This is a genomic window from Methylobacterium sp. WSM2598, from assembly GCF_000379105.1.
In the GTDB taxonomy this organism is placed as follows: Bacteria; Pseudomonadota; Alphaproteobacteria; order Rhizobiales; family Beijerinckiaceae; genus Methylobacterium.
Genome location: NZ_KB900609.1, coordinates 5,242,598 through 5,268,660 on the forward strand (window position 1 = coordinate 5,242,598; position 26,063 = coordinate 5,268,660).

Below are 26,063 nucleotides of genomic sequence, written 5' to 3' on the forward strand. Positions count from 1 at the left end.
CAGCCTATCGTCGTGCCGACCGGGACGGAAGCCGCCCGGGCCGAGGGGCGCCGCATCGCGCGGCGAAGGCGGCGAGGAGCACGGCGAGGCCCGTCGCGCGGGCGGGGGTGGGGCGTGGGGTCATCGGCTTGGCCCGTCGCGCGATCGTGCGCACGGCCCGCGGCCGCGGCCCGCCTCAGGCATCGTCCCGCGCGGCCTCCCCGGCGCCCCCCGCCGGGCGGCAGCACTCCGCGATCACCGCCGGGGCGCCGCGCAGGAAGATGCGGACGTCGTCGGCGATGATCGGCGCCACGTCGTCCGGGACCGGCCAGCCGTAGATGAAGCGGCGGATCGCGAGGTAGAACACCTTGCCGTGCAGCGCCCAGACGGCTTCCTCCTCGCGCTCGGCGAGCGGGACCTCGTCCGGATCGGGCAGGCCGAAGCTCGCCCGCAGCTCCGCGCAGACCGGCCGGATCAGCTTGTCGCGCACCACCGTGAGGTAGCGCGGGGTGATGTCGGTGCCCTTCAGCCCCGAATGGATGAAGATCCGCACCCAGTCGTAGTCGAAGATCCGCTCCGCGTATTCGCGGTAGAATCGCACCAGCCGCGCCTCCAGGGGCTGCGAGCGGTCCTGGATCAGCCCGGCCCAGTCGGGGTTCCAGCGGCTGACGTAGACATGCTCGTAGACGCGGTCGATCAGGGCCTCCTTGGTCGGGAAGTAGCGGAAGATCGCCGAGTGGGTGATGCCGAGCCCCCGGGCGAGGTCGCGCGTCTGCCCCTCGAAGCCGCGCGCGGCGAAGAACCGCGTCGCGCCCTCAATGATCATCCGCTCCCGCTCGGCGGCGGGCAGGTGCCGCCGCCGCCGGGCCGGCGGACCCGTCACGACGCCCTCGCTCACGGCCGGCCCGCTCCTCCCCCGTCACCGCCCGACCCTGCCCCCGTTGTGAGCGCTTGGTCAATTCTCTTGACGGCCCGTCGGCTCGGCGCGTAGCGTTGTGACCAAGTGGTCGAAACGGACCGCAGCCCCGGAGGACGCCCGTGAAGGCACGCGCCTTCGCCTATCGCCGCGTCGAGAGCCTGCAGGAGGCGCTCGCGGCCTTCGCGGCCTGCGAGGGAGAGGCGCGCTACTTGGCGGGCGGCCAGAGCCTGCTGCCGGCCCTGAAGCTGCGCCTCGACGCGCCCGACCTCCTGATCGATATCGGCCGGATCGCGGCGTTGCGCGGCATCGCGGACGGCCCGGAGGGCCTGCGCCTCGGCGCGCTCACCCGCCACGCGGAGATCCTGCGCGACCCGCTCGTCGCCGCGCGGGCGCCGCTCCTCGCGGAGGCGGCCGCCCACGTCGCCCATCCGGCGATCCGCAACCAGGGCACGCTGGGCGGCAACCTCGCCCTCGCCGATCCGGCCTCGGAATTCCCGGCCTGCATGCTGGCCCTCGGCGCCCGGATGGAGATCGCGGGCGCGGGCGGCGCCCGGATGGTCGCGGCCGAGGACTTCTTCCGCGACCTCTACGACACCGCCCTCGCGCCCGGAGAGATCCTCGCGGCCGTGTGGGTGCCCCCGCCGGCGCCGGGGCAGCGCCACCGCTTCGACGAACTCGCGCGGCGGCGCGGCGACTACGCCCTCGCGGGCCTCGCCGCCAGCGCCGATCTGCGCGAGGCCGGGCGCGTCGCGGCGATCCGGCTCGCCTTCTGCGCCGTTGGGCCGACGCCGATGCGCGCGCCGCGCGCCGAGGCGGCGCTGACGGGCCGGCCGCTCGACCGCGAGGCGATCCGCGCCGCGCAGGCCGCCCTCGGCGACGACCTCGCGCCGGCCGACGACGCGTCCCTCTCCGGGGCCGTGCGCCTGCACCTCGCCCGGGTGCTCCTCGGGCGCGTGCTCGCCTCGCTCGCCGGGGAGGCCCCGTGACCGAGCCGCTGCCCATCCGGTTGACCGTGAACGGCGCCCCCGTGCGCCGCTTCGTCGAGCCGCGCCTGTCGCTGGCGGATTTCCTGCGCCAGGATCTCGGCCTCTCCGCCACCCATCTGGGCTGCGAGATGGGGGCCTGCGGCGCCTGCCTGGTGCGCCTCGACGGGCGGGCGGTCCATGCCTGCCTGACGCTCGCGGTCCAGGCCGACGGCGGCACCGTCGAGACGGTCGAGGGGCTCACCGAGGCCGGGACCCTCGCCGACCTCCAGGCGGCCTTCCACGCCCGGAACGCCCTGCAATGCGGCTATTGCACGCCCGGGATGCTGGTCGCCGCGCAGGATTACCTGGCACAGGAGGGCGCGCCCTCCCGCGAGGCGATCCGCGACGCGCTCTCGGGCAATTACTGCCGCTGCACCGGCTACGAGGCGATCGTGGACGCGATCGCCGAGGTCGCCCGGGCGCGGCGGGCGGGGAGGCAGGCGTGAGCCCGTCCTCCGACAGCCCCCACCGGGCGCCGGGCGGCTATATCGGCGCCGCCCTGCCGCGGCCCGGCGCCAAGCGCCTGCTGCAGGGGCGCGGGCGCTACACCGACGACATCGTCCTGCCGCGCATGCTGCACGCGGCCTTCCTGCGCAGCCCCTACGCGCATGCGCGGCTCCTCGCCCTGCGCACCGAGGCCGCCCTGGTGCTGCCGGGGGTGCGGCGGGTGCTGACCGGCGCCGATTTCGAGGGGATCTGCGCGCCCTGGACCGGCACGCTCGGCCATTTCGCCGGCATGAAATCCTCGCCCCAGCGCCCGCTCGCGACGGGCAAGGTGGTCTGGTCCGGCCAGCCGGTCGCGATGGTGCTGGCGGAATCCCGCGCCGAGGCGGAGGACGCCCTGGAGGCGATCGAGGCGGAGTTCGAGGAGCTCGACCCGGTCGTCGATCCGGAGGCGGCGCTCGCGCAGGGCGCAGCCCTCATCGACGAGGCGCTCGGCGACAACCTGATCTTCCGCACCCGGATCGAATCGGGCTCGCCCGATTCCGCCTTCGCGGGCGCCGAGACGGTCGAGGCCGAGTTCCGCTTCGGCCGGCACACCGCGGTGACGCTGGAGCCCCGCGCGATCCTGGCCGATTACGATCCCGGCGAGGAGCGCCTCACCGTCCACCAGTCGACGCAGACGCCCTACCAGTTCCAGGACCTCTACGCCCGCCATTTCGGCCTCGCGGAATCCCGCGTGCGGGTGGTGGCGCCCGATGTCGGCGGCTCCTTCGGAATGAAGCTCCACCTCTACCACGAGGACATGGCGGTGGTGGGCGCGAGCCTCCTGACCGGGCGGCCGGTGAAGTTCGCCGCCGACCGGATCGAGTCCTTCCTGTCCGACATCCACGCCCGCGACCACCGGGTGCGCGCCCGCCTCGCCGTCGCCCCGGACGGGACGCTGCGCGGGATCGAGGTGGAGGACCTGACCGGCGTCGGCCCCTTCTCGGCCTATCCGCGCACCAGCGCCGTCGAGGGCAACCAGGTCGTGCGCCTGATCGGGGCGCCCTACCGCATCGCCGATTACCGGGCCGACCTGCGGGTCGTGGCCCAGACCAAGACCCAGATGAGCCAGTACCGGGCGGTCGGCCACCCGATCGCCTGCGCGGTGACCGAGCGCCTCGTCGACCTCGCGGCGGAGCGGGTCGGGCTCGACCCGTTCGAGATCCGCCGCCGCAACTACGTGACGCAGGACATGTACCCGCACACCACCGCGAGCGGGTACCGGTTCGAGCGCCTGTCCCTGGAGACCTGCCTGGAGCAGCTCCACGCGCTCATGGACTACCCGGCCCTGCGGGCCGAGCAGGCGGCGCTCCGCGCCCGGGGCGTCCATCGCGGCATCGGGCTCGCGACCTACGTGGAGATCACCAACCCCTCGCCCGCCTTCTACGGGGTCGGGGGCGCCCACATCGCCGCGCAGGACGGCTGCGTCCTCAAGCTGACGCCCTCGGGCGAGGTGCAGTGCCTGATCAGCGTGACCGAGCAGGGCCAGGGCACCGAGGCGATCATGGGCCAGATCGTCGCCGAGGGCCTCGGCATCCGCCGCGAGGCGGTGCGGGTGATCACCGGCGACACCGACGTCACGCCCTCGGGCGGGGCGACCTGGGCCTGCCGCGGGGCGGGGATCGGCGGCGAGACCGCGCTCCAGGCGAGCCGCAAGCTCAGGCGCCGCGTGCTGGAGATCGCGGGCGCCATCCTGCAGGCCGCGCCCGACGCCCTCGCCCTGCGCGACGGGCAGATCCTGGGCCCCGAGGGCACGGCCCGGATGAGCCTCGGCGACCTCGCCACCCTGGTCGCCTTCCGCTCCGACCTCCTGCCGCCCGGCATCGCGCCGGACCTCACCGTGGCGCATCACCACGCGCCGCGCGGGTATCCCTTCGCGTTCAGCAACGGCATCCACGGCAGCCTGGTCGAGGTCGACGCCGAGACCGGCCTCGTGCGGATCCTGCGCCACTGGGTCGTCGAGGATTGCGGCCGCATCATCAACCCGCTCCTCGTGGACGAGCAGATCCGCGGCGGGGTGGTGCAGGGGCTGGGCGCCGCCTTCTTCGAGGAGTGCCGTTACGACGAGCGCGGCCAGCTGCTCAACGGCTCCCTCGCCGACTACCTCGTGCCGATGGCCTGCGAGATGCCCGACATCGTCATCCGCCACGTCGAGACGCCGACGGGGGATTCGGATCTCGGCGCCAAGGGCGTCGGCGAGGCCGGGACCGCCGCCGCCTCCGGGGCGGCGCTCAACGCCGTCAACGACGCGCTCAGGCCGTTCGGGGCGGCGCTGGCGCAGCTGCCGATGACGCCCGAGCGCATCCTGCGCGCCCTCGGGACGGTGTGATCCGATGCGCCGGGGCCGGGGGCGCGCCGGCCGACAGGGGAGGGGACGATGGGCGGGTTTCTGGCGGGCGGGGCGGCGCCGACGCGCCGCGCGGTGATCGGCGGCGGGCTCGCCCTCGGGGCGCTGGCCGGGCTCGGGCGGCCGGCCCGCGCCGCCGAGCCGATCCGCATCGGCTTCCCGGTCCCGATCACCGGCCCGTTCGGGGCGGAGGCGAAGGACCAGGTCCGCAGCGCCGAACTCGCCGTGCGCCAGTTCAACGAGGCCGGCGGCCTCGGCGGCCGCATGGCCGAGCTCCTGGTCCGCGACGACAAGCTCAACCCCGGCGAGGCCGCCACCCGCACCCTCGAACTGATCGAGAAGGACAGGGCCCACTTCATCGTCGGCGCCCTGTCGAGCGCGGTGCAGCTCTCGGTCAACGAGATCACCCGCTCGCGCAAGGTGCTCTACGTCTCGATCAGCCAGTCGGACACGATCAACGAGGCCAAGGATTTCGGCCGCACCACCTTCCACGAGGCGCTCAACCCGCACATGACGACCGCCGCGGTCGCCAAGCACGCCTTCCGCAAGGGCAGCCGGATCGCCTACCTCGCCGCCGACTACGCCTACGGCCACGAGATGCTGCGCGGCTTCAAGCGCGCCGCGGCCGCGATCGGCGCCGAGACCGCGGGCGAGATCCTGCATCCCTTCGGGGCGCCCGACTACTCGACCTTCATGCCGCGGCTGCGGGCCATGAGGCCCGACATCCTCTGCATCTGCAATTTCGGCCGCGACCAGGCGAACGCCATCAAGCAGGCGAACGATTTCGGCATGAAGCGGGCCTCGCGCCTCGTCGTGCCGGTGCTCCTGCACAACCAGCGCCTCGCGGCCGGGCCCGACGCCTTCGAGGGCGTCGTCGGCGCCGCGAACTACTTCTGGCGCCTGGAGGAGACGGTGCCGAGCGCCAGGGCCTTCAACGACGCCTTCCGGGCCGCGCATGGCGGCGCCGTCCCGACCGATTACGGCGCCTACGCCTACACGGCCGTGCGCGCGCTGCTGATGGCGGTGACGAAGGCCGGCGGCACCGACACCGAGGCGGTCGTGACCGCCCTCGAAGGGCTCACCTACGACGTCGCCAAGGGGCCGGAGCATTACCGCGCCTGCGACCACCAGGCGGTGCAGTCGGTCCTGGTCCTCGAATCCAAGAAGAAGTCCGAGATGGCGGGCGAGGCCGACCTCTTCACCATCCTGGCGATCGAGCCGGGGTCCGAGGCCGCCCTGCGCAGCTGCGAGGAACTCGGCCACAGGGCCTGAGGAGCGGGAGCCCGGCGTGACCTTCGAATTCCTCGACGTCGAACTCGTCGCGATGCAGCTCTTCTCGGGAGTGGCGCTCGGGGCCGTCTTCGTGATGCTGGCGCTCGGCCTGTCGATCATCTTCGGCATGCTCGGCATCGTGAATTTCGCGCACGGCAATTTCTTCATGATCGGCGCCTATGCGGGCGTCTTCGTGCTGGAGCGGACGGGGAGCTTCTGGCTGGCGCTGCTCCTCGGCCCGCTCCTCGTCGGGGCGCTCGGGCTCGTGGTCGAGCGGCTGCTGATCCGCCCGCTCGCCGGCCGCGCGCCGGACGACGCGCTGCTGCTGACCTTCGGCCTCGGCTACGTGCTCGTCGAAGGCGTGCGGATCCTGTTCGGCAGCGACGGCCTGCCCGTGGCGACGCCCGAGGCGCTCTCGGGCGTCGCCGATCTCGGCATCGGCCTCTTCCCCGTCTACCGGCTCTTCGTGATCGGCGTGGTCGCCCTCTTGCTCCTGCTGCTCTGGTGGGCGCTCGAGCGGACGCGGCTCGGGCTGATCGTGCGGGCGGGGGCGCGCGACCCCGAGATCCTGCGGGTGCTCGGGGTCGACATCCAGCGGCTGTGGCTGTGGGTGTTCGGGCTCGGCATCGCGCTCGCGGCGCTCGGCGGCGTCCTGGCGGCGCCGATGCGCAGCGTGAACCCGGAGATGGGCAGTGCGGTCCTGTCCGAGGCCTTCGCCGTGACGGTGATCGGCGGCATGGGCTCGCTGCTCGGCTCCGTCGCGGCGGGGCTCCTCGTCGGCATCGTGGTGAGCCTCACGGCCCTGGTGGCGCCCGAGATGGCCAACATCGCGGTCTTCGCCTTCATGGCGCTCGTCCTGCTCGCGCGACCGCACGGGCTGTTCGGCAAGCCCGGCCTCGGCACCTGAGGAGACCCGCGTGACCGCCCTCGATCCCGCCGCGGCGCCGGGCCTCCCCGAGGCCGCCTCCCGCCGCTCCCCGCTCGCCGCCGGCGCGCTCTCGCGCTGGCGGGCGCCGGCCTCGGTCGCGGCGCTCGCGCTCCTGCCGCTGGTCCTGCCCTCGCAGGCCCTCGCCGTGAACGTGCTGATCTACGGGCTCTACGCGACGGGCTACAATCTCCTGTACGGCTATACGGGCCTGCTCTCCTTCGGCCACGCCGCCTTCTTCGGCACGGGGGCCTACGCCACCGGGATCGCCATCGGCGCCTTCGGCCTGCACCCGCTCGCCGCCATGGCGCTCGGGATCGTCCTCGCCGGGCTCCTCGCGCTGGCCATCGGCGCCCTCTCGATCCGCAGCCGCGGCATCTACTTCGCGATGGTGACGCTGGCCCTGGCCCAGCTCGTCTACTACGCGGCCCTCCAGGCCTCCTGCTGGACCGGGGGCGAGAACGGGCTGCGCGGCTTCACGGTCGCCCGGATCGGCCTCGGGCCCGTCGGCCTCGACATCCTCGACCCGGCGACCAAGTACGCCTTCGTGCTGGCCTGCGTGGCCGCCGCCCTGGCCGCGATGTCGCGCATCCTGGCCTCCCCGTTCGGGGCCGTGATCGAGGCGATCCGCGAGAACGAGGCCCGCGCCCGCGCCTGCGGCTTCGACGTGGAGCGCACGAAGCTCCTCGCCTTCGTGCTCTCGGGCCTGTTCTGCGGCCTCGCCGGGGCGCTCTCGGCGCTGCACCTCTCGATCGTGCCCCTCGACAGCCTCGCCTACCCGCTCTCGGGCACGGCGGTCGTGATGACGCTGGTGGGAGGGGCCGGCACCTTCTTCGGCCCCTTCCTGGGAGCGCTCGCGGTGCTGGTGCTGGAGGACAGCCTGAGCCTGTGGACCTCCCACTGGCAGCTCGCGCTGGGCGTGGTGTTCATCCTGTTCGTGCTGTTCCTGCCGCGCGGCCTCGGCGGCGCGGCCCTGGCGCTCGGGAGGCTCGCGTGGCGCAGGTGAGCACGGGCGCGGGCGAGGTCCTCCTGGAGGCGCGCGGCCTCGGGCGCCGCTTCGGGGATTTCGTCGCCCTCGACGGCGTGTCGGCGCAGTTCCGGGCCGGGCGCATCACCGCGGTGATCGGCCCGAACGGGGCGGGCAAGAGCACCTTCTTCAACCTGCTCTCGGGGGCCCTGAGGCCGACGAGCGGCACGCTCCTGTTCGGCGGGCGCCCCATCGCGGGCCTGCCGCAGCACCGCTTCGCGCATCTGGGCATCGCCCGCTCCTACCAGATCACCAGCCTGTTCCCGCGCCTCACCGCCCACGAGAACCTGCGCACCGCCATGCAGGCCTTCGCGGCGCGCTACGACCTCTGGACCCGCCGCGACGCCCTGCGCGACCTCGCCGAGCGGGCGGACGCGCTCCTGGAGGCGATCGGCCTCGCCGCCCGGCGCGACCGGCCGGCCGCGAGCCTCTCGCACGGGGAGCAGCGGGCGCTCGAGATCGGCGTCGCCCTCGCCGCCGCCCCGAAGCTCCTCCTCCTCGACGAGCCCACCGCCGGGATGGGCCCCGAGGAGACCAAGGCCATGGTGGCGCTGCTGCGCCGCCTCTCCGAGGAGCGCACGATCCTGCTCGTCGAGCACAAGATGAAGATGATCCTGGGCCTCAGCGAGCGGATCCTCGTGCTCCATCACGGGCGCCTGATCGCGGACGGCACCCCCGCCGAGATCCAGGCCGACGCGGAGGTGCGCCGGGTCTATCTCGGCCAGAGCGGCGGCTACGGCCATGCTTGAGATCCGCGGCCTCCACGCGTGGTACGGCGCGAGCCACGTCCTGCACGGCCTCTCCCTCGAGGTCCGCGAGGGCGAGATCCTGGCGCTGATCGGCCGCAACGGGGCGGGCAAGACCACGACCCTGCGGGCCGTGATGGGCCTGATGCCGAAGGTCTCGGGCGCGGTGCGCTTCCGCGGCGAGGAGCTGCTCGGGCGCCCGGCCCATGCCCGCTTCCCGCTCGGCCTCGCCTACGTGCCGGAGGACCGCCGCATCGTGCCGGGGCTGACCGTGCGCGAGAACCTGCGCCTGGGCCTGTTGCGGGCGCCGCGGAATCTCGCGGAGGGGCCCGCCATCGCGGCCATCGCCGAGACCTTCCCGCGCCTCGCCGAGCGCCTCGACCAGATCGCCGTCACCATGTCGGGCGGCGAGCAGCAGATGCTCGCCATCGCCCGCGCCATGATCGCGCGGCCGAGGCTGATCCTCCTCGACGAGCCGTCGGAGGGGATCATGCCGGTCCTCGTCGAGGAGATGGGGCGCCTGTTCGCGTCCCTGCGCGCGGGCGGCACGACCCTCCTCCTCGTGGAGCAGAACGTCGAGTGGGCGCTCAATCTCGCGGATCGCGCCGTGATCATCGACCAGGGCGCGGTGGTGCACGAGAGCAGCGCGGCGGCCCTGCGCGAGGATGCGGAGATCCAGGACCGCTACTGCGCCGTGTGATCCGGGATCCGCTTGATCGGAGCGGATCCCGGATCCCGCGCCCGCGCGGCGCCTGAGCGAAGCCGACATCCGCATGGCCGAAATGCGGCGCGTGATGCCCGAACGCGGCGCGGGAGCTGCGCGATCCGCTTCCCCGGCGGGCGCGCTCAGGCGCCGCTCGGCGGCGCGGGCCGAGCGGCGCGCCGCGCACCGGCCGCCCCGGCCGGGCGGGCCGCCGGCGCTTGCGCGGCCTCGTGGGCGGCGAGCGCGCGACCGTGCTTCAGCGCGAGGTAAGTCTGCCCCTCCGCGATCGCCTTCTCGATCCTGCTGACGTAGGGCCCCGCCTCCGGCATGCGCGCGAGGATTTGGGCAGAGATCCGCGCGAGGTCGTCCAGCGCATGATCGGGGTCCACATCCAGGTGCACGTTCTGTAAAAGGAGTACGATTTTACTGCACGGCGTAGTTGCTTGCGCCTCCGTGATCATCTCGCTCTCGCGCAGGAGGCGGCAATGATTGTGGATTACAATATCAGTTGCTCGGTCGCCGTTCGATATGATGGCGCCGTTTATATAAATTGTCTCCGATGGCTTCAAATTAAGTCTGAGCGGCATGTTCGAGCCCCATCGGAAAACTTAGGCGCGCTTGCGAGCAGGATCGGCTGTATCCCATCGGTATGGCCAGAGTTATGCAGCTTGATTGATAAAACTACGTTAATCATACCCTGGCTGTGGCGGGATAACCGGGTAGTTTGCCGGTCCCATTAAGAGATAGGCAAAGAGTGCCGCGCCAAGTGGGAGTGCCCTCAAAACTGGAGGGCGTATAGATCAACAGGATCTGCCCACATGTCGTCTATCACGCTGTCTGCCGCCACGCGGCAGAACCTGCTGTCGTTGCAGGACACCGCCTCCCTCCTCGCCACCACCCAGAACCGCCTGGCGACGAGCAAGAAGGTCAACACCGCCCTCGACAACCCGACCAACTTCTTCACCGCCGACGGCCTCTCCTCCCGCTCGACCGCCCTGTCCTCCCTCCTCGACAGCGTCTCGAACGGCATCCAGACCATCCAGGCCGCCAATACCGGCCTCACCAAGGTCCAGACCCTCACCGACCAGCTCAAGTCGGTGGCCCAGCAGGCCCTCGCCTCCGCCAATTCCTTCTCGGTCAAGGCCACCTCGGTCTCGACCGCGCTCACCGGCGCCTCGGCCCAGAACCTGCTCTCGACCGGCGCCACGCAGGCGGTCAGCGACACCGCCCTGAGCGCCAACGCCACCGCCACCGCCGCCACCGTCACGGCCGGCACCGCCTACAGCAACGGCGTCGCGACCTACACGGCCGGCTCCTACACGACCCTCACCGCCTCCGCGACCGTCACCCTCAACGGCACCGCGATCGCGCTCGCCACCGGCGACGACATCAACGCCGCCGTCACCAAGATCAACGCGCAATCCGCCACCACCGGCGTCACCGTGGCGGCCTCCTCCGGCAAGCTCGTCTTCACCGGCAGCAATTCCGGCGCCCAGTTCACCTACGCGGCGACCGGCTCCGAGACCGGCCTCGCGGCCAGCGGCACCACCACGAACGGCGCCGGCGCGTCCTCCACCACGCTGACCATCAACGGCACGACGATCACGGTCGCCACCGGCTCGACCGAGAGCCAGGTCATCAACGCCATCAACGCCGTCACCTCGACCACCGGCGTCACCGCCTCCGACAATAGCGGCAAGATCAAGCTGACCGGCGCGGCGGACGGGTCGAGCATCACCGTCCAGGGCGGCACCGGCAGCCAGGTCGGCTTCGGGACGACGGCCTCGACCACGGCCGGCACCTTCTCGCCGAGCGCCGCCACCCTGGCGATCGCGGTCGGCTTCAAGGCCGGCGACAACTTCACGGTCAACGGCCAATCCGTCAACATCGCGGCCGGCGACACGCTCGGCTCCATCGCCCAGAAGGTCAGCACCGCCACCAGCGGCACCGTCTCGGCCAGCTACGACGCCACCAACCGCAAGTTCACCTTCACGGCCGCCGACACCAACACCGCCATCACCCTCGGCAACGGCTCGACCGCGACCTCGCTGCTCTCCAACCTCGGCTTCAACTCGCCCACCACCTTCGCGGCGGGCCTGGGAGCGCCGGGCTCGAGCTCGGCCCTGGCGGGCAAGTCGCTGACCGTGCAGGTCGGCTCCGGCCCGAGCGCGACCTTCACCTTCGGCTCGGCGGCGGGCCAGATCTCGACCCTGACGCAGCTCAACAGCGCCCTGGCGGCGGCCAACGCCCAGGCCTCGATCGACACCGCGACCGGGCGGATCTCGATCACCACCGCCAACGACTCGGGCACCGACGACCTCAAGATCACCGCCTCGGGCACCGGCAACCCGTTCAACTCCGGCACCTCGAGCGCGGTGATCGGCGGCGACGGGCTGACCGCGCGCAACGGGCTGGTGAGCACCTTCAACAACCTGCTGACCCAGATCGACCAGCTCGCGGCGGATTCGGGCTACAACGGCGTCAACCTGCTCGCCGGGGACACGCTGAAGATCAGCTTCAACGAGAAGAACACGTCGACGCTGTCGGTGCAGGGCTCGACGGTGTCGTACACGCAGCTCGGCCTGAGCGTGCTGTCGCAGTCGGACTTTCAGGAGAACAGCGCGATCAACAAGGTGATCAAGTCGATCAACACGGCGGCGAGCTCGCTGAAGAGCCAGGCCTCGTCGCTGGGCGCGAACCTTGCGGTGGTGCAGAACCGTCAGGACTTCACCAAGCAGATGATCAACGTGCTCGACACGGGTGCGGCGAACCTGACCAACGCGGACCTGAACGAGGAGGCGGCGAACTCTCAGGCGCTGTCGACGCGCAACTCGCTCGGCATCTCGGCGCTGTCGCTGGCCAACCAGGCGCAGCAGAGCGTGCTGCAGCTCCTGCGCTGATCGGCGCCGCACTTCGCGAGGACGACGCGGCCGGGGCCTCGCCCCGGCCGTGAGGCTTTTGGCTTCGCATGATTTGAGCCGGCGACCGCTCCGGCGAATGTCGCTCAGCGCGCCCTCATCGCCTCCACGCCGGCCCGCGCCACCTGGTCGTCCTGGACCGGGAGCACGCCGGACACCCCGATGGCGCCGACGAGCTTGCCGTCCGCCTCCAGCGGGTAGCCGCCCTCGTAGGCGCTGATGCCCGGCAGCGTGAGGACGCGCAGCCCGACGCCGCCGTTGGCGAGCGCATCCTGCAGCGCCTTGCCGGGCCGGCGGTAGTTGATCGCCGTGACGGCCTTCTGGGTGGCGACCTCGATGCTTCCGTACTGGGTGTTGTCGAGCTTCTCGAACAGAACGAGGTGACCGGTGCTGTCCACGATCGCGACGGCCACTGGCCAGCCGTTCCGCTTCGCCTCCGCCTCGGCGCCCTCGGCGACCCTGCGCGCGGTGTCGAGGCTCAGGGGAGGCCCGTAGGGCGGGATCGCTTGCTGCGCCGGGGCCGGGACCGCCTGCTGCGCGCGACCGGACGGTGCCAGGGCGGTGCAGCCAAGGACAATGCAACCAAGTAAAAATGACATCGAGAGCGCCTTGCGGGCCATGTTTTTCCTCCCTGGGTCGGGTATGTGACAGTCCCGCCCTCGACCATCTTAAGTTGAGACGGATCCGTGGGAAAGTCTGCCTCGCACCCGAGGAAAGGGAGGGGTGGTCACCTCGCCAGCCCCGGCGCGGCGAAGCCCTCGGCAGGGCCGCCGCGACCGCCCACGGGCTCCTCGCCGGCTCGGCCCTCGCAACGGGGATGCGGCAATCGGGACGGAGATTCACGCTCGGAAACCTGACCATCGTCAGCATCCGGGCGGCGCTGAGGTGCAAGGATTGCCGCTCCGTTCCCGGGCCCACGCGCGCACGGGCGTGACCGCGCAAGCCCTCGCGGAGGCCGCCGCCGAGGTGGCTTCGAGGCGCGATTGAGAGGCTGAACCCATGCTATCGACAGGCTTTGCGCTCGGACTTTTCGCTCTGCTCCGGACGGGCGGGGTCACGATCCCCGTGGATTTACCGCGATGCCTCCCCGAGGCGCCGATCATCGCGAGCCCCGGAGGGGATTGCAGGGGCCGGCCACAGCAAGGTTCTGCCGTACTGGCTCAACTTGAGGAGCGGGCCGGCAACGGGGTCCAACGTGGGACCGGGCCGCGCAGTCCGCGCGCGTCCCGCGACGTCCCGAGCCCTTCCCGCGTGCACCAGAACGGGAAGCCCGTATCCGCGGTCAACGCCTCGCGCGACGACGAGAGCGGGACCGAAGGGCGCGTGAGCCGGCTCATCAGGCAGGGCAACATGCTTGGAAGGTCGATCTGCTCCAGTTGCAATTAGGGGTGAGCGGGATCGCCCCGCCACGACGGGGCCGAAGGTGTGCCCCGCACGCCGGCCGCAGCGGGACCATCCGCGACCGGTCGCATCCATGCCCCGTCACGCCGGTCCGGCGCCCCGGCCGGACCGGGTCCGAGGTCGTCCGGGGACGGGCCGCGGGTCCCGCACCTGATCCCGTGTCCCGGCGCGCACCGACGCGCCGCCCCGCGCGGGGTCGGGACCGGCCCCCGCCCGGCTTGCGCCGCTTCCCATGATCGCGCCGCTTCGGGCAGCGAGACCGCCGCGAAGCTCTGATCGACCTGGGCGTTAACCTTTTTTTAACGATTTGAACTGACCAATCCTTAATATCTGCAGCCTAGAGGCTACAGGCTTCGCGGTTGGCGAGGACCCTATGTTCCTGCTTGTCTTTGCCGCCCTTGGTGGCGGGTTAACGACCGCGGTTCTCATGAGGGACTACGGTGCTCTCGGTGCGCTGCTCGCCGCTCCGCTTGGTGGCAGCGCCTGTGCCGTTCTCGCCGGCTTGGGCTTGGCCATGAGGCGCGGGCCCGAGGCGCCGACGCTTCCTGCCCTCGACGAGCAGACCGATGCGATGGTGGCTGCATTGCGCGAGGTGTCCGCGCGTTCTGGTGCGAGCGGCACCGCGCCGGGCGAGCGGCGGGGGGCGGCCTGACCCAGCACCGCTCGCGGGCCTGACCGGCCTCCACCTTCCCGGCCGGGCCGCCCGCCACCGCGGCGAGGTGTCCGTGGGCCGGGGGGCAGCGTCCGGGTCGCGCCGTCTCGGCCGCCACGACGCCGCGCACCGCCGGGCCCGCGGCGGTGAACGGGGGCCCAGTGCTCCAGGGCAACCCGCTTCGCGGTCTGGTGCGGGGTCCGGGAGGGGAGGGGGACTCGGGTCTCGCTCGCCGCGGCGTACGACGCCCCGTCGGGCGGCCCATCCGCGCGAAACGATCGATCGTGAGTTCGCACGGTCCGCCGCGCGCCGCGCGCGTCGAGGTGATCACGTCCGTGCAGCCGCTGATCGCCCTGTTCAAGGACGCCCGGGTATTGCCCTAGCGCACGTTGAAGAAATAATCCTCACCCCCGAGCGCGCCATACACGAAAGGTTCCTGCTTGCGCCCCGTGCCCGACATGACGTCATCGTGCACGATCCCGAACATCTTGCGGATTTCTATGCCAGGTCGCGCGATGTTCCTGATCAGCGCGGTCGCGAAGGGACTATTTTCACGGCCATCCTGCGCATCCAGGGCAACCTGGCCATGCTTGGCTGCGAACGCCACCAGCGTGCCGCTCGTCTCCGGCTCGACCTTCGCCAAGCCTCGTCCCACCGAACGCCAAGCGACCGTGCGCGTCATCTGCTGCAGGAACGGGTTATCCCGACACGCATCCAAGATCACGAGGCGAAGCTTTCGCGCGCCTTCGATGCTGCTCAGAACCTGATCAAGCGGAACCGCCTCAAATTGGACGGCTCGATCCGTTTTCAGCCGCGCATCGATCGGAACGATGTAATTCAGGCCGCCGACTTCTATGCCGTGACCCGCGTAGTAAACAACGGCCCAATCGGCCTGATCAGCTTCGGCGGAGAAATTGTTCAGAGCTCTTCGCAGGTCATCATAGCGGAGGTCATTCTCCAGATGGACGATCTTGAAGCCAGCTTCACGCAACGAGCGCGCGATGGCCCTGGCATCTCGCGTCGGGTTCTCGAGAGAGGCCACGGAGGCATACGCACCGTTGCCGATCACCAGGGCCACGCGCGTCTCCGACACCGGTGCGGCGGCGGAAACCGGGGGCGGGGCCACGACCGGAGGGGCATGGACGGCCGCGACAACCGAGGCAGCCGAAGCCTGACCCGCTCGACCTTCCTGCGCCACGCGGCGGGCCGCGAGGAAGGCCGGATCATTCTCGAACTCGGGTTTCAGCCGGGCAGCCTCGGCGAAATCCGCGAGAGCCCGGTCCGCCTCGCCTTTCGCGTGGAAGGTGAGGCCCCGATCTTGGTACGCTTCAGCATATCTGGGGTTGAGGCGTATGGCTTCAGTTAAATCCGCGACACTGCGTTCAAGGTCTCCTTTGAGCCGCAGCACTGTCCCGCGGTGATAATAAGAATTCGCCAAGTCGGGCTTAATCAGAATGGCCTTATCGTAGTCGGCGATTGCCAGATCGTACTCACCTCTGTTTTGGAAACTGAAGCCGCGATTGTTGTAAGCTGTTGCGGACCTGGGATCAATTTGCAAGGCACGATCATAATCGGCGATTGCTCGATCATATTCTCCCTTCTTATGGAAGGCGAATCCACGATTGATGAACCCGGTTGAATACATCTGATCGATTTGCAGGGCGCGGTCGTAGTCGATGATTGCCCGGTCGTACTCTCCTTGTTCATGAAAACATAATCCGCGGTTATTGTAGGCAATCACAGAATTTTGGTCGGTCTGAAGCGCTTGATTATAGTCGGAGATCGCTCGCGCGTGCTCGCCTTTGCGGCGGTATGCGTCTCCGCGATTGATGTAAGCAGCAATATACCAAGGATTCAGCTGTAAGGCTTGATCGTAATTTGCAATAGCTCGGTCGTATTCACCTTTGTCCTGAAACGCTAACCCGCGGCTATTATAAGCACCCACGTATTTCGGGTTGAGCTGCAGGGCTTGATCATAGCTTGCAATTGCCCGATCATGCTCGTGCCGAAGGCGCAAAATATCCGCGCGATTGTTCAAGGCGATGGCGTCCTTCGGATTGAGGCGCAAGGCCTGATCATAGTCCGCGATTGCGCGATCGTACTCACCCTTGTCCTGAAAGGCACGCCCACGGTTCGCGTAAACCGTCGCAGATTTCGGATCGAGCAACAAGGCTTTGTCGTAATCCGCGATCGCAAGGGTCGGCTCACCTTTGCTGACGAGGGCAAAGCCGCGATTGTTGTAAGCGGCCACGAACCTTGGGTCGAGCCGAATGACTTGTTCATAATCCTCGATTGCCCGGTTGTATTGAGCCTTATTCTGGAAGGCCAGACCTCGACCATTGTAGGCTTTGGCGTAGTTTGGGCTTAAGCGAAGGGCCTGATTGTAATCGGCGATCGCGACGTCGTACTCGCCTTTGCTCCGGAAGGCATCCCCGCGGTTCGCAAAGGCGAAAACGTATTTCGGATCGAGTCGCAAGGCTTGATCGTAATCCATGATGGCGCGGTCATACTCACCTTTGTTCTGAAGGGCGACTCCACGCCCATTATAGGCAAATGCGTAATTCGGATTGATCTGGAGAGCATGGCCATAGTCTCCGATCGCCCGATCGTAGTCACCCTTGCTCACAAAGGCATCGCCACGATTGACGAGCGCGACCACGTATCTCGGGTCAATCTGCAGCGCTGAATTATAGTCCGCAATCGCGCGGTCGTACTCTCCTTTGTTGTAGGACACGAAGCCTCGATTGTTGTAGGCAATCTTCGATTTTGGATTTAACTGCAAGGCTTGGTTATAATTCTCAATTGCAGAATCGTACTGACCTTTGATCCTGAACACATCTCCGCGGTTGATGAGAGCGATCGTGTAGCCCGGATCGAGAGTGAGCGCTTGGTTGTAATCGGCAACAGCTCGGTCGTATTCGCCTTTGCCCTGGAACGCGAGCCCGCGATTGTTGTAAGATACCACCGACCTGGGATCGATCTGCAGGACTTGATTATAGTCCGCGATCGCACGATCATACTCGCCCTTGCTTCGAAACGCATCCCCGCGGTTGAGCGCGGCGCTCAGGTATTTAGGGTCGAGCCGCAAAGCTTGATTGTAATCCGCGATGGCCCGATCGTATTCCTCCTTGCTGAAGAATGCGAGCCCACGATTATTATATACGGCTGCCTTGTCGGAGCTCAGCTTGATTGAGCGATTATAGTCTGCAATCGCTCGATCGTATTCTCCCTTATGATAAAATGCATCACCGCGATTGTTAAAGGCGACTACTGAATTTGGATCGATCTGCAAGGCATGATCATAATCGGCGATCGCGCGATCGTAGTCACCCTTGTTTCGAAAGGCGAAACCGCGATTGATGTAGGCTGACACCAGTTTGGGATTGAGCCGCAGGGCAAGATTGAATTCGGCGATTGCTTTCTCATGCTCGCCTCGATTTTGCAGTTCGAAGCCGCGAGCATTGTGGCCAATCGCGTCCAACGCCCGGGCCCCCGAACTCGCCTGGCCGAGGAGCCCTAAGGCAAGCACCAAGGCAGTTGCTTTGCGCATGGCTTCACCCCATGGCGAGAGCACCTGTCGCAACCTCGCGGCGTCGGTTAAGTTTGCAGTATACAGCAATCGCGTTGGCGGATCCATGTGAGCGGCGCGTCTGGTCGGGCGATGCTCTCCGGATCCGTAAGCCGTCACTGACCAACCGTCGCTCGTGTCTGCGCCCGTCCGCGTCTTCGCCGCCTGCCCTTGCGCCCTGAACGCTCGCGCCTGCCGTCGATGGTGGCCGGACCCGAGCACTGTCGGCATCGAAGGAGCTCGGCGGGCACCGAGCGAAGCGCGACGTCCCGGGCTTGCCGGCTTCGACCTCCGGGAGGCGGGCGACGCCGCGACGCTCCAGGCCGTCCACGGAGCGGGAGCGGCGGCGCATCGCGGCGGAAGGCGGCGGTGATGGCCTCGTCCTCCCCCTGAGCATGGTGGGCCGCCGCGCCAGAGGCCTCCTCCGGGCGTCGGCCGTGATCGCGCGCGCCACTTCTGCACTGTGGTCGGACTGACGCCAGAGCGCTTGGCCGGCGCCCTTGCGCGCCCTCCGCCCGGCCGGGTCGCGAGACGGGCTGCCGGTATCCCGAACGTGCCCGCCGGAGCGATGCGGGCGCGGCTGCGAGGTGAGGGTCGGCGGGCGGTCGCCTTGGGCTCAGTCGTGCGGCACGGCCGTGACGAACCCGGCCCATCGCGCCTCTCCCGCGGAGTGGTGATCGGCCGTACCACCGCACCGCGGGATCAACCACCAGCTCGGCCGGCAGCGGGTCCGATCGTCAGCGACGGCAGCTTCCCCAGTGGAGAAAACGTCCGGTTTGCCGATTGTAGCAGAACACTCGCGGGCGGTATGCGCGACGTTGACAGGATCCCCAATGGAGGAATCGCCCGGTTCGCCGATTGTAGCAGAAAACCCGCACATCCTGGATCAGCGGGTTTTCCCGCAGAGACTCGAGAATTGCCGCACCCTGGACTGGCGCACTCCACGCGCTGGACGGGCTGCACAGCACGACGCCAGCTATCGCTGCTATGAACACCCATCGGCCATGTATCGCCATAGACACCTCCTGATGGGGCCTATCGCTAAGCGGTCTTGCTTGCTGTCATCATAGAGAATGGCGCCCTCATGCGCAAGACCAGCATTGATGTAAGTCTATCATGGGCTTTGACCTGCTCCCCGTTTTCATGCCACGCGGAGGTTGGGTCTGTTCCTGTTCTGTCCCTTGCGGGGCGGGCAGGCCACGGGCCGGGGGCGTGGAGCCCCCACGCGGCGCAGCCGGTTCTCGTCCTCCAGCTTCGCCAAGCTCAAGCGGTTCCGGCGTGTGGCTACCCGCTACGAGAGGGCGGCCCGCAACTATGCCGCCGTCGTCACCCTCGCCGCCATCGTCCTCTGGATCCGGTCAGTGCCCACACCGCCTAGAGCAGGGTTCGATCAAGTTGCAACGGAACCCTGCTCTAGGTCTTTGATTTTGCCGCATCCTCTTCGACGAACCGGTATCCACTTCGTCGGAAAATGCTCTAGCGCGTCGCGCGGGAGACGATGCCGCCGACCGCGGCCTTCGCCTCGGACATGTCGGGCGGGTCGATCCGCCGGTACCGGGCCTGGACGAGGCCGAACAGGCCGAATGCCGTGAGGCCGAGGGCCGTGACGGCGAGGAGCGCCCAGCCGTAAGGCTGGCGCTGCAGGACGTGCAGCGCGCCGCCGAGCCCTTTGACGTCGCTCGACCTGCTCTGAACGGCCGCGAGCACCAGGAAGCCGCCGATCAGCACGAACACGACCCCCCGGGCCGCGAAGCCGAGCCGGCCCAGCGGCACCGCCCATCGGCGGACCGTCTCGGGAGGCGCGAGCCGCTGCAGCACGTCACCCTTCCAGCCCTTGACGACGAGGGCGAGTCCGACCCCGATCAGGAGCAGGCCCGCCGAGCCCACCGCCCACTGCCCGAGGGGCTTCTCGAGCACCCACGCCGTCCAATCCCGCGCCGCCTGGTCGTCCCCGCCGCCCCGGCGCCGCCCGAGGGCGAGTTGCGCGGCCGAGGCCGCCAATCCTCCGTAGACGACGCCGCTGACGACGTGCCCGGCACGCTTCGCCAGCGCCTTGGCCGATCTGCCGAGGTGATCGGCATCCGTCGCCGCCTCGACGACCCGCCACACCGCGAAGCCGAGCAGACCCACGGCGATCAGGCCGAGCCACAGGCGGCCGAAGGGCTGGTCCAGCAGCGTGGCGAGGGCGCTGCGGCTTCCTCCCGCCTGACCCCCGGACCCGAGGGCGGCCAGGACCGCGAGGCCGCCGACCAGGCAGGAGACGACGCCGCGCGCCGCGTAGCCGAAGCGGGCGAGGAGCGCGAGCGCGTGGGTTCCGACCCGGTGCATCGCCGATCTCCGATCCGGGGGGCGGGGAGGCACGGAGAACGGCGGGGCGCCGGTGGCGTTCCGGGCGTCCGATGAGCGCGGGACGCGCACGCGCGCCCCGGGCGGGAGCGCCGCCCTCAATAGGGGGGCTGGGTCTCGGGGGCGGGAGCGGGCTGGATCGGCAGGGGCTCGCGCCGCTCGGCCGGTCGCGCGGAGGCGGGCGGGCGCCGCGGCGCGGCGGCCGGCGATCCTGCCGGCCCGCGCGGACCGGGCGGTCCCGCCGGACCGCGCGGTCCGACTTTGCCGGGAGGTCCCATGGCTCCCCGCCCGCCAGGGGGGCCGGACGGTCCTTCCGGTCCGGGTTCGCCCGCCGGACCGCGCGGACCCGGCTCTCCCCGGTCACCCTTCGGGCCCGGCGAACCGGGCGGGCCCGGCGAACCGGTCGGGCCCGGAGGTCCTGCCGGTCCGGCCGCGCCCGTCTCGCCTCGCGGCCCGGGGGGACCGGCGGCGCCGACCTCTCCCGGCGGCCCGGCGGGCCCCGCGGGCCCGACCGGGCCCGGAGGACCGGCCGGTCCGGCCGTGCCGACGGCGGCCGCCTGCCCGGCGGCCCCGGTCTCGCCCCTCGGGCCCGGGGCGCCCTGCGGGCCCGGTTCTCCGGCCGCGCCCCGCTGCCCGCAATCGCCGACCACGGCGCGGCGGCCCTGGCGCTTCGTCTGCAGCATCACGATGCAGGTCGCCGGATGATAGGTGACGTGGAACTCGAACCGGCCGCTGGCGTCGGCCCTGGTCCGAAAGTGTTGATCGAGGGTGATCTCGTCGTCGGGCTCGTCGACGGAGCCGAGCACCCAGAGCTCGCCAGCCGTGATCTTCGCGGCCAGGATCCGCATCTCCGCGAGCGCCGGTGAGGAGCCGACCCACGCCGACGTGATCGCCGGCACCAGCCATCGCCCGAGCATCCACGCGCCCTCGACCCACGATGTCCCAGCTTGATCGGGTTCGCGGCTCCGGGAAAGCGCGTTCCAGGCTCCGTCCGCAGGGAGAATCCGGAGTTCGGGCCGCGGCTCGGGCGCCGCTCTCAGCGCGGCGCACGCAGCGGACGCGGATGGTCGAGCTCCGTCGAGGGATCGAGACCGATGCGGGCGAGCGTCCGCGATCCCCGGGAAGCGTCCCGACGCGCGCGGCCGCGCTCCGGAGACGGCGCGGAGCGGCAGCGCCCACCGCGACCGCAAGGGCCGCCCGCGCGGACGTCGCGGCCCCGCGCGGGCGATGACGCGCCACCCGCCGGAGGCCACGTCCGGGCGGCCACGCTCATCCGCCGTGCCCGTGCGGCGCGTCGCCTCACGCCGCAACAGATAGCGCCCAAAGCAATTGTGCCGGCGATGGCCGAACCGGCCACCTGTTCACGCGAAGGATGGCCCGGATGACCGTGCAGACTTGGCTGTGGTTGACCCTGTTCGCGATGTCCCTCGGCGCAGCGGCCATTCTCTTCACAGCCAAGCGCCGAACTCCGGAAGAGGAGACGGACGGCATCCTGCACGGGATCGTCCCCCTCATCGCGGCCGCGTCGTACCTGGCGATGGCGTGCGGTCAGGGCGCGATCCGGCTTCCGCTCGGGGCGGATCCCGCGGCGCAGTGGGACTTCTACTTCGCGCGCTACATCGACTGGACCTTCACCACCCCCATCCTGCTCTACGCCCTCGCGACGGACGCGATGCATTCCGGCATGCGCCGGCACGGCGCCGTGTTCGGCATGCTCGCCGCCGACGTGCTGATGATCGCGGCCGCCCTGTTCTTCGGCGCCTCGGCGACGGCGTGGATCAAGTGGACCTGGTACGCCGTCTCCTGCGGCGCCTTTCTCGGCGTCTACTACGTGATCTGGGTGCCGCTGCTCGAGGAGAGTCGCAGGGAGCGCGAGGACGTGCGGGCCGCGTTCCGGCGCAACGCGGCCTTCCTGTCGGTGGTCTGGCTCATCTACCCCCTCGTGCTCATCGTCGGGACCGACGGGCTGAAGCTCGTGAGCCCGGTCCTCACCACGGCGCTGATCGCCGTCCTCGACGTCGTCGCCAAGGTGGTGTTCGGTCTCATGGCGGTCGGCGAGCGGGCGAGGATCGTGGACCGCGACCTCCACGAGACCCGGCCCGTCCGGCGCTCCGCGCCGAGCCTCGCGCCGGCCGAGTAGGCGCCGTGCGGGCGGCGCACCCCACCCTCGCGGCCGGTCCCCGGCCGGTCCCGTCGCGGCCGGAGGCCGCCCCGTTGGCGGTGCTGGCCATCGCGTTCGCGCTCACCGGAGCCCTCCCGGTGCCGACGCGCTGGGAGGGGGTGACGGCTCTCGTTCTGCTGTTCGGGGTCCCGCACGGGGCCCTGGACGGCGAGATCGCCCGGCCGCTCCTGCGCCCCCGCTTCGGGCGGCTGTGGTTCCCGGCCTTCGCCCTGCCGTATCTCGGCCTCTCGGCCCTCGTCCTGGCGTGCTGGCGCGTCGCGCCCCTCGCGACGCTGGCGGGGTTCTTCGCGCTGTCGGTGTGGCACTTCGGCAGCGAGGATGCGGGGCCAGGCCGGCCGATCGAGGCGCTGGTGCGGGGAGGTCTCCCGATCGCCGTCCCGTCGCTCCTGCACCCCGACGGGGTCGCCCGCCTGTTCTCGGCGGTGACCGGAGTGCCTCTCGGCGAATCGCCGACGTGGCTGGGCGCCTCGTCGTGGCTCTGGGTCGCGCTCGCCTGCGGGTGGGTCCTGCGCGGCTGCGCGGAGCGGCGTCGGGCGACGGCCGCGGAGATGGCCGGATTGGTGGCCGCGTTCGCCGTCCTGCCGCCCCTCAGCGCCTTCGGGCTCTACTTCGTCTGCGTCCACGCGCCCCGGCACGTGCGGGAGCTCGTGCGGGACGGACGCGCGCCGCGCGTGCGCAGCCTGCGCGAGGCGACGGTCCGGGCGCTTCCCGTGACCCTGCTCACCTTCGCGATCGGCGCCGCCCTCTGGCCCCTCTATCCGGGGCCGGCCCCGGAACGCCTCGTCGCCCTCACCCTTCAGGGGCTCGCCGCCCTGACCCTCCCGCACATGGCCCTCGACGCGCTGACGCGCGCCGTCCGCGGGAGACCCTCGCGGCCCGGCAGGGAGGGGTGAGCTTCGGTCCTCGACCGATGCGCGCACGCCACAACTTTGCCCGCGATCGCAGCATACCTCAAACAGACGATGATCACGTCCGCTGCTGTCTTTACCTTTCACGTCCGCGCAACTCTCAGCAGAGCGGTTCGAGTGCGATGTGGACTGGTTGCGGCACTCTGGGTGAGCTCTACCGGGCGAGGATCGTCTCGGACGAGCAGTTGAACCAAGCCATCTCCGGCTATCTGGCGGACACGAAACCTGGGCCGCGCGTGATCGCCGACGGCGTGATGCTCGACATCGACGCTGCGGTTCTGTCGCACGGCTGGGCGCATCTCGTCGCCCATGACCGGCGCGCGACCGAGCCGGCGCGCCGCAGCGCGATCCGCACGGCCCTGCTGCTGGCGGCCCTCGGCTGAGGCCCGCGCGGCGCCGTCTCGGACCGGCCGGGCCGGAGATCGGCCCGCGAATTCCGGCCGATCGGGCCCACGGGGAGGGCGCCCCGCGCGCGAACGGCGCTGGCCCGTCCCCGTGCGCGTCGGCGGGACCGCTCCCGCGTCGCTCGCCACCCGCGCCGCGTCGCGAGCGCCGCCGCGTGGTCCGGGATCATGCTCATTCGGCACCAAACTCTGCCGGCACCAAGGCGCGCTTGCACCAAGTCCCGCCAAATCGCTCCGGGAGTGCGACCTCTCGGTCCTCAACAGATCGGACCCTGCTGGCTATAGGAGGGCGCAGGGGGGAACCATATGGACAAGGCGCTCAATCGTCGACTTGCCGCTATCCTGGTCGCGGACATCGTGGGCTACAGCCGCCTGATGGGGGCGGACGAGGCCGGCACGTTGCGTCGGCTGAAGGCCCTGCGCCGCGAACTGGTCGATCCGCGCATCGCAGCCGCGGGCGGGCGCATCGTCAAGACGACCGGCGACGGTCTGGTCGTCGAGTTCCCCAGCCCGCTCAGGGCCGTCTCCTGCGCGGTCGCCATCCAGAAGGGGATGCTGACGCGCGACGCCGGCACGCCCGAGGACCGCGTCTTCCGGCTGCGGATCGGCATCAATGTCGGGGACGTGGTCGCGGAGCCGGACGGCGACCTCTACGGCGACGGCGTCAACGTCGCGGCGCGGCTGGAGCCGCTCGCGGAGCCCGGCGGGATCTGCATCTCGCGCAGCGTCCACGACCAGGTGCGCGACAAGCTGCGCTACCCGTTCGAGGATCGCGGCGAGCAGGAACTCAGGAACATCGCCCGGCCCCTGGGCGTGTTCGCGCTGCCGGCGGCCGTCATCCCGTCGCTTCCCGAGACCGATGAGGAGCCGGGACCCGGGCGGGCCGAGCGGCCGCTGAGGCGGGTCGCGCTCGCCTCCGGCCTCGTCGCCCTGCTCGCGGCCGGCGGGCTCGGATGGTGGCTCTCGGCGCCGGCGCGGCCACCCGTGCCGAACCCGGGCGCCCTCCCTGCCGCCGCGGCCGTCAATCCGGCGCCGCGCCTGTCCCTCGTCGTGCTGCCCTTCACGAATCTCAGCAACGATCCGGAGCAGGATTTCTTCGCGGACGCCATCACGGAGGACCTCACGACCGACGTCTCGCACCTCGCGGACAGCTTCGTCATCGCCCGCAACACCGCCTTCACCTACAAGGGCAAGCCCGTCGACGTGAAGCAGATCGGGCGGGACCTGGGGGTCCGCTACGTGCTCGAAGGCAGCGTGCGCCGGACCGGCGAGAATGTCGTGCTCAACGCGCAGCTGATCTCGGCCGAGACGGGTGCCCATCTCTGGGCCGACCGCTTCGACGGTGAGCGGGGCCGCCTCGGCGACCTCCAGGTGGAGTTCGTCGCCCGCCTCGCGCGCTCCCTCGACGTCCAGCTGACGCAGGCCGAGAGCCTGCGCTCGTTGCGGGAACGTCCGACCGACCCGGGCGCGTCCGACCTGGCGATGCGGGGCTGGGCGGCGCTGAACAAGCCGCGCTCCCTGGCGAGCAACAACGAGGCGCAGGATTACTTCGAGCGGGCCCTGGCGCTCGATCCCACCCTTCCCCGCGCCATCCTGGGCCTGTCGCGCGCCCTCATCACCAAGCCGTCGATGTCGTGGAGCCGCGACAAGGACAAGGACATCAAGGACGCCGAGGACCTGATCGACAAGTACCTGGCGAGCTACCCCGGCGACGCCGTCGCCCTGGTGGTCAAGGGCGACGTCTTCCGGGCGCGGCGTCAGTTCGACTCCGCCCGCTCGATGTACGAGGCCGCGATCGCCGGCAATCGGAACTACGCGATGGCGCAGGCGCTGAAGGGGCACGTCTCGACGCTGACGGGCAAGGCGAGCGAGGCGATCTCCAGCGAGCTGCAGGCCATCCGCCTCAGTCCGCGCGACCCTCTGTTGAACGTCTGGTACTACTTCGTCTGCCACGCGCATACGCATCAGCGGCACTGGGACGAGGCGATCACCTGGTGCAACAAGTCGGTCGCCCTCTCACCCTACTGGCTGTCCTCCATCGATCTCGCGGCCGCCTACGCGTGGCAGGGGCGGCAGGCCGAGGCGAGGGCCGCGGTCGCGGAGATCCTGAAGCTCATGCCCGGCTACACGGTTCAGAAATGGGCGAATGCGGGCTGGTCCGACAACCCGGTCTTCCTCGAGGAGTACCAGTACGTCGTCGAGGGCTTGCGGAAGGCCGGCCTCCCGGAGAACTGATCCGGGATCGGCTTGATCGA

Annotated in this window: 20 protein-coding genes and 1 pseudogene; 16 read left to right on the plus strand and 5 right to left on the minus strand. The window is 70.2% G+C overall.

Annotation, left to right across the window (positions count from 1 at the left end; all coding sequences use genetic code 11):
• Positions 1-175: 175 nt before the first annotated feature.
• Complete coding sequence (locus MET2598_RS0124780) at positions 176-877, minus strand: TetR/AcrR family transcriptional regulator (RefSeq protein ID WP_012330532.1); 702 nt, start codon at positions 875-877, stop codon at positions 176-178.
• Between the two features lie 140 nt (positions 878-1,017).
• Here MET2598_RS0124780 and MET2598_RS0124785 point away from each other — a divergent pair, with 140 nt between their 5' ends.
• The 8 genes from MET2598_RS0124785 to MET2598_RS0124820 are packed head-to-tail and all read left to right on the plus strand — an operon-like array spanning position 1,018 to position 9,426.
• The gene (locus tag MET2598_RS0124785) at positions 1,018-1,884 is read left to right on the plus strand and encodes an FAD binding domain-containing protein (RefSeq protein WP_018262719.1); all 867 of its coding nucleotides are present in this window, start codon (positions 1,018-1,020) and stop codon (positions 1,882-1,884) included.
• Complete coding sequence (locus tag MET2598_RS0124790) at positions 1,881-2,369, plus strand: (2Fe-2S)-binding protein (RefSeq protein ID WP_018262720.1); 489 nt, start codon at positions 1,881-1,883, stop codon at positions 2,367-2,369. The genes MET2598_RS0124785 and MET2598_RS0124790 overlap by 4 nt, the downstream gene beginning before the upstream one ends.
• Positions 2,366-4,738, plus strand: coding sequence for a xanthine dehydrogenase family protein molybdopterin-binding subunit (locus MET2598_RS0124795; RefSeq protein ID WP_018262721.1), 2,373 nt, complete (start codon positions 2,366-2,368; stop codon positions 4,736-4,738). Before MET2598_RS0124790 ends, MET2598_RS0124795 begins: the two co-directional genes overlap by 4 nt.
• A gap of 48 nt (positions 4,739-4,786) precedes the next feature.
• Positions 4,787-6,028, plus strand: coding sequence for an ABC transporter substrate-binding protein (locus tag MET2598_RS0124800; RefSeq protein ID WP_018262722.1), 1,242 nt, complete (start codon positions 4,787-4,789; stop codon positions 6,026-6,028).
• 52 nt (positions 6,029-6,080) lie between these two features.
• Entirely contained in the window at positions 6,081-6,935 is an 855-nt protein-coding gene (locus MET2598_RS0124805) for a branched-chain amino acid ABC transporter permease (RefSeq protein ID WP_051086598.1), read from the plus strand.
• 10 nt (positions 6,936-6,945) lie between these two features.
• Positions 6,946-7,959 carry a branched-chain amino acid ABC transporter permease gene (locus tag MET2598_RS0124810; protein ID WP_018262724.1) on the plus strand — a complete coding sequence of 338 codons (1,014 nt, stop codon included), beginning with the start codon at positions 6,946-6,948 and terminating at the stop codon, positions 7,957-7,959.
• Positions 7,947-8,729 (plus strand): ABC transporter ATP-binding protein, encoded by a 783-nt coding sequence (locus MET2598_RS0124815; protein ID WP_018262725.1) that lies wholly within the window; start codon positions 7,947-7,949, stop codon positions 8,727-8,729. The genes MET2598_RS0124810 and MET2598_RS0124815 overlap by 13 nt, the downstream gene beginning before the upstream one ends.
• Positions 8,722-9,426 (plus strand): ABC transporter ATP-binding protein, encoded by a 705-nt coding sequence (locus tag MET2598_RS0124820; RefSeq protein WP_012330524.1) that lies wholly within the window; start codon positions 8,722-8,724, stop codon positions 9,424-9,426. The genes MET2598_RS0124815 and MET2598_RS0124820 overlap by 8 nt, the downstream gene beginning before the upstream one ends.
• 146 nt (positions 9,427-9,572) lie before the next feature.
• Here MET2598_RS0124820 and MET2598_RS0124825 read toward each other — a convergent pair whose 3' ends face one another.
• Complete coding sequence (locus MET2598_RS0124825; protein WP_084673929.1) at positions 9,573-10,016, minus strand: flagellar biosynthesis repressor FlbT; 444 nt, start codon at positions 10,014-10,016, stop codon at positions 9,573-9,575.
• Between the two features lie 231 nt (positions 10,017-10,247).
• On the opposite strand from MET2598_RS0124825, the gene MET2598_RS0124830 reads away from it, so the two are divergent.
• Positions 10,248-12,329: a flagellin hook IN motif-containing protein gene (locus tag MET2598_RS0124830; protein ID WP_018262727.1), complete on the plus strand. Its 2,082-nt coding sequence runs from the start codon at positions 10,248-10,250 to the stop codon at positions 12,327-12,329.
• Between the two features lie 104 nt (positions 12,330-12,433).
• Here the strand turns inward: MET2598_RS0124830 and MET2598_RS0124835 are convergent, their stop codons facing one another.
• Positions 12,434-12,967 carry a GlcG/HbpS family heme-binding protein gene (locus MET2598_RS0124835; RefSeq protein WP_236728809.1) on the minus strand — a complete coding sequence of 178 codons (534 nt, stop codon included), beginning with the start codon at positions 12,965-12,967 and terminating at the stop codon, positions 12,434-12,436.
• A gap of 1,154 nt (positions 12,968-14,121) precedes the next feature.
• On the opposite strand from MET2598_RS0124835, the gene MET2598_RS0124840 reads away from it, so the two are divergent.
• On the plus strand, positions 14,122-14,400 hold the full coding sequence (locus MET2598_RS0124840) for a hypothetical protein (RefSeq protein ID WP_012330520.1): 279 nt from the start codon (positions 14,122-14,124) through the stop codon (positions 14,398-14,400).
• A gap of 379 nt (positions 14,401-14,779) precedes the next feature.
• Here the strand turns inward: MET2598_RS0124840 and MET2598_RS37315 are convergent, their stop codons facing one another.
• On the minus strand, positions 14,780-17,950 hold the full coding sequence (locus tag MET2598_RS37315; protein ID WP_036270520.1) for a tetratricopeptide repeat protein: 3,171 nt from the start codon (positions 17,948-17,950) through the stop codon (positions 14,780-14,782).
• Between the two features lie 1,271 nt (positions 17,951-19,221).
• Here MET2598_RS37315 and MET2598_RS39845 point away from each other — a divergent pair.
• Positions 19,222-19,326, plus strand: a pseudogene (locus tag MET2598_RS39845) (IS5/IS1182 family transposase); the annotation flags it as partial.
• A 118-nt stretch (positions 19,327-19,444) separates the two neighbouring features.
• Here MET2598_RS39845 and MET2598_RS0124855 read toward each other — a convergent pair.
• Positions 19,445-20,296: a DUF1206 domain-containing protein gene (locus MET2598_RS0124855; protein ID WP_012330518.1), complete on the minus strand. Its 852-nt coding sequence runs from the start codon at positions 20,294-20,296 to the stop codon at positions 19,445-19,447.
• A gap of 731 nt (positions 20,297-21,027) precedes the next feature.
• On the opposite strand from MET2598_RS0124855, the gene MET2598_RS43055 reads away from it, so the two are divergent.
• The 5 genes from MET2598_RS43055 to MET2598_RS0124880 all read left to right on the plus strand — a co-directional run bounded on the left by MET2598_RS43055 (position 21,028) and on the right by MET2598_RS0124880 (position 26,043).
• Positions 21,028-21,180, plus strand: coding sequence for a hypothetical protein (locus tag MET2598_RS43055; protein WP_236728810.1), 153 nt, complete (start codon positions 21,028-21,030; stop codon positions 21,178-21,180).
• 515 nt (positions 21,181-21,695) lie between these two features.
• Positions 21,696-22,454 carry a bacteriorhodopsin gene (locus MET2598_RS0124865; protein ID WP_018262734.1) on the plus strand — a complete coding sequence of 253 codons (759 nt, stop codon included), beginning with the start codon at positions 21,696-21,698 and terminating at the stop codon, positions 22,452-22,454.
• 5 nt (positions 22,455-22,459) lie between these two features.
• Complete coding sequence (locus MET2598_RS38240; protein ID WP_012330515.1) at positions 22,460-23,389, plus strand: Brp/Blh family beta-carotene 15,15'-dioxygenase; 930 nt, start codon at positions 22,460-22,462, stop codon at positions 23,387-23,389.
• Positions 23,390-23,589: 200 nt separating this feature from the next.
• Positions 23,590-23,787 carry a hypothetical protein gene (locus tag MET2598_RS0124875; RefSeq protein WP_018262736.1) on the plus strand — a complete coding sequence of 66 codons (198 nt, stop codon included), beginning with the start codon at positions 23,590-23,592 and terminating at the stop codon, positions 23,785-23,787.
• Between the two features lie 327 nt (positions 23,788-24,114).
• Positions 24,115-26,043: an adenylate/guanylate cyclase domain-containing protein gene (locus MET2598_RS0124880; RefSeq protein ID WP_012330513.1), complete on the plus strand. Its 1,929-nt coding sequence runs from the start codon at positions 24,115-24,117 to the stop codon at positions 26,041-26,043.
• Positions 26,044-26,063: the final 20 nt, after the last annotated feature.

What these genes read in the sequence shown, in the direction of transcription:
- MET2598_RS0124830 (WP_018262727.1), top strand. Translation starts at nt 10,248, where the DNA reads ATGTCGTCTATCACGCTGTCTGCCGCCACGCGGCAGAACCTGCTGTCG.
- MET2598_RS0124820 (WP_012330524.1), top strand. Translation starts at nt 8,722, where the DNA reads ATGCTTGAGATCCGCGGCCTCCACGCGTGGTACGGCGCGAGCCACGTC.
- MET2598_RS0124805 (WP_051086598.1), top strand. Translation starts at nt 6,081, where the DNA reads ATGCAGCTCTTCTCGGGAGTGGCGCTCGGGGCCGTCTTCGTGATGCTG.
- MET2598_RS0124835 (WP_236728809.1), bottom strand. Translation starts at nt 12,967, where the DNA reads ATGGCCCGCAAGGCGCTCTCGATGTCATTTTTACTTGGTTGCATTGTC.
- MET2598_RS37315 (WP_036270520.1), bottom strand. Translation starts at nt 17,950, where the DNA reads ATGCGCAAAGCAACTGCCTTGGTGCTTGCCTTAGGGCTCCTCGGCCAG.
- MET2598_RS0124855 (WP_012330518.1), bottom strand. Translation starts at nt 20,296, where the DNA reads ATGCACCGGGTCGGAACCCACGCGCTCGCGCTCCTCGCCCGCTTCGGC.
- MET2598_RS0124840 (WP_012330520.1), top strand. Translation starts at nt 14,122, where the DNA reads ATGTTCCTGCTTGTCTTTGCCGCCCTTGGTGGCGGGTTAACGACCGCG.
- MET2598_RS0124880 (WP_012330513.1), top strand. Translation starts at nt 24,115, where the DNA reads ATGGACAAGGCGCTCAATCGTCGACTTGCCGCTATCCTGGTCGCGGAC.
- MET2598_RS0124865 (WP_018262734.1), top strand. Translation starts at nt 21,696, where the DNA reads ATGACCGTGCAGACTTGGCTGTGGTTGACCCTGTTCGCGATGTCCCTC.
- MET2598_RS0124825 (WP_084673929.1), bottom strand. Translation starts at nt 10,016, where the DNA reads ATGCCGCTCAGACTTAATTTGAAGCCATCGGAGACAATTTATATAAAC.
- MET2598_RS0124800 (WP_018262722.1), top strand. Translation starts at nt 4,787, where the DNA reads ATGGGCGGGTTTCTGGCGGGCGGGGCGGCGCCGACGCGCCGCGCGGTG.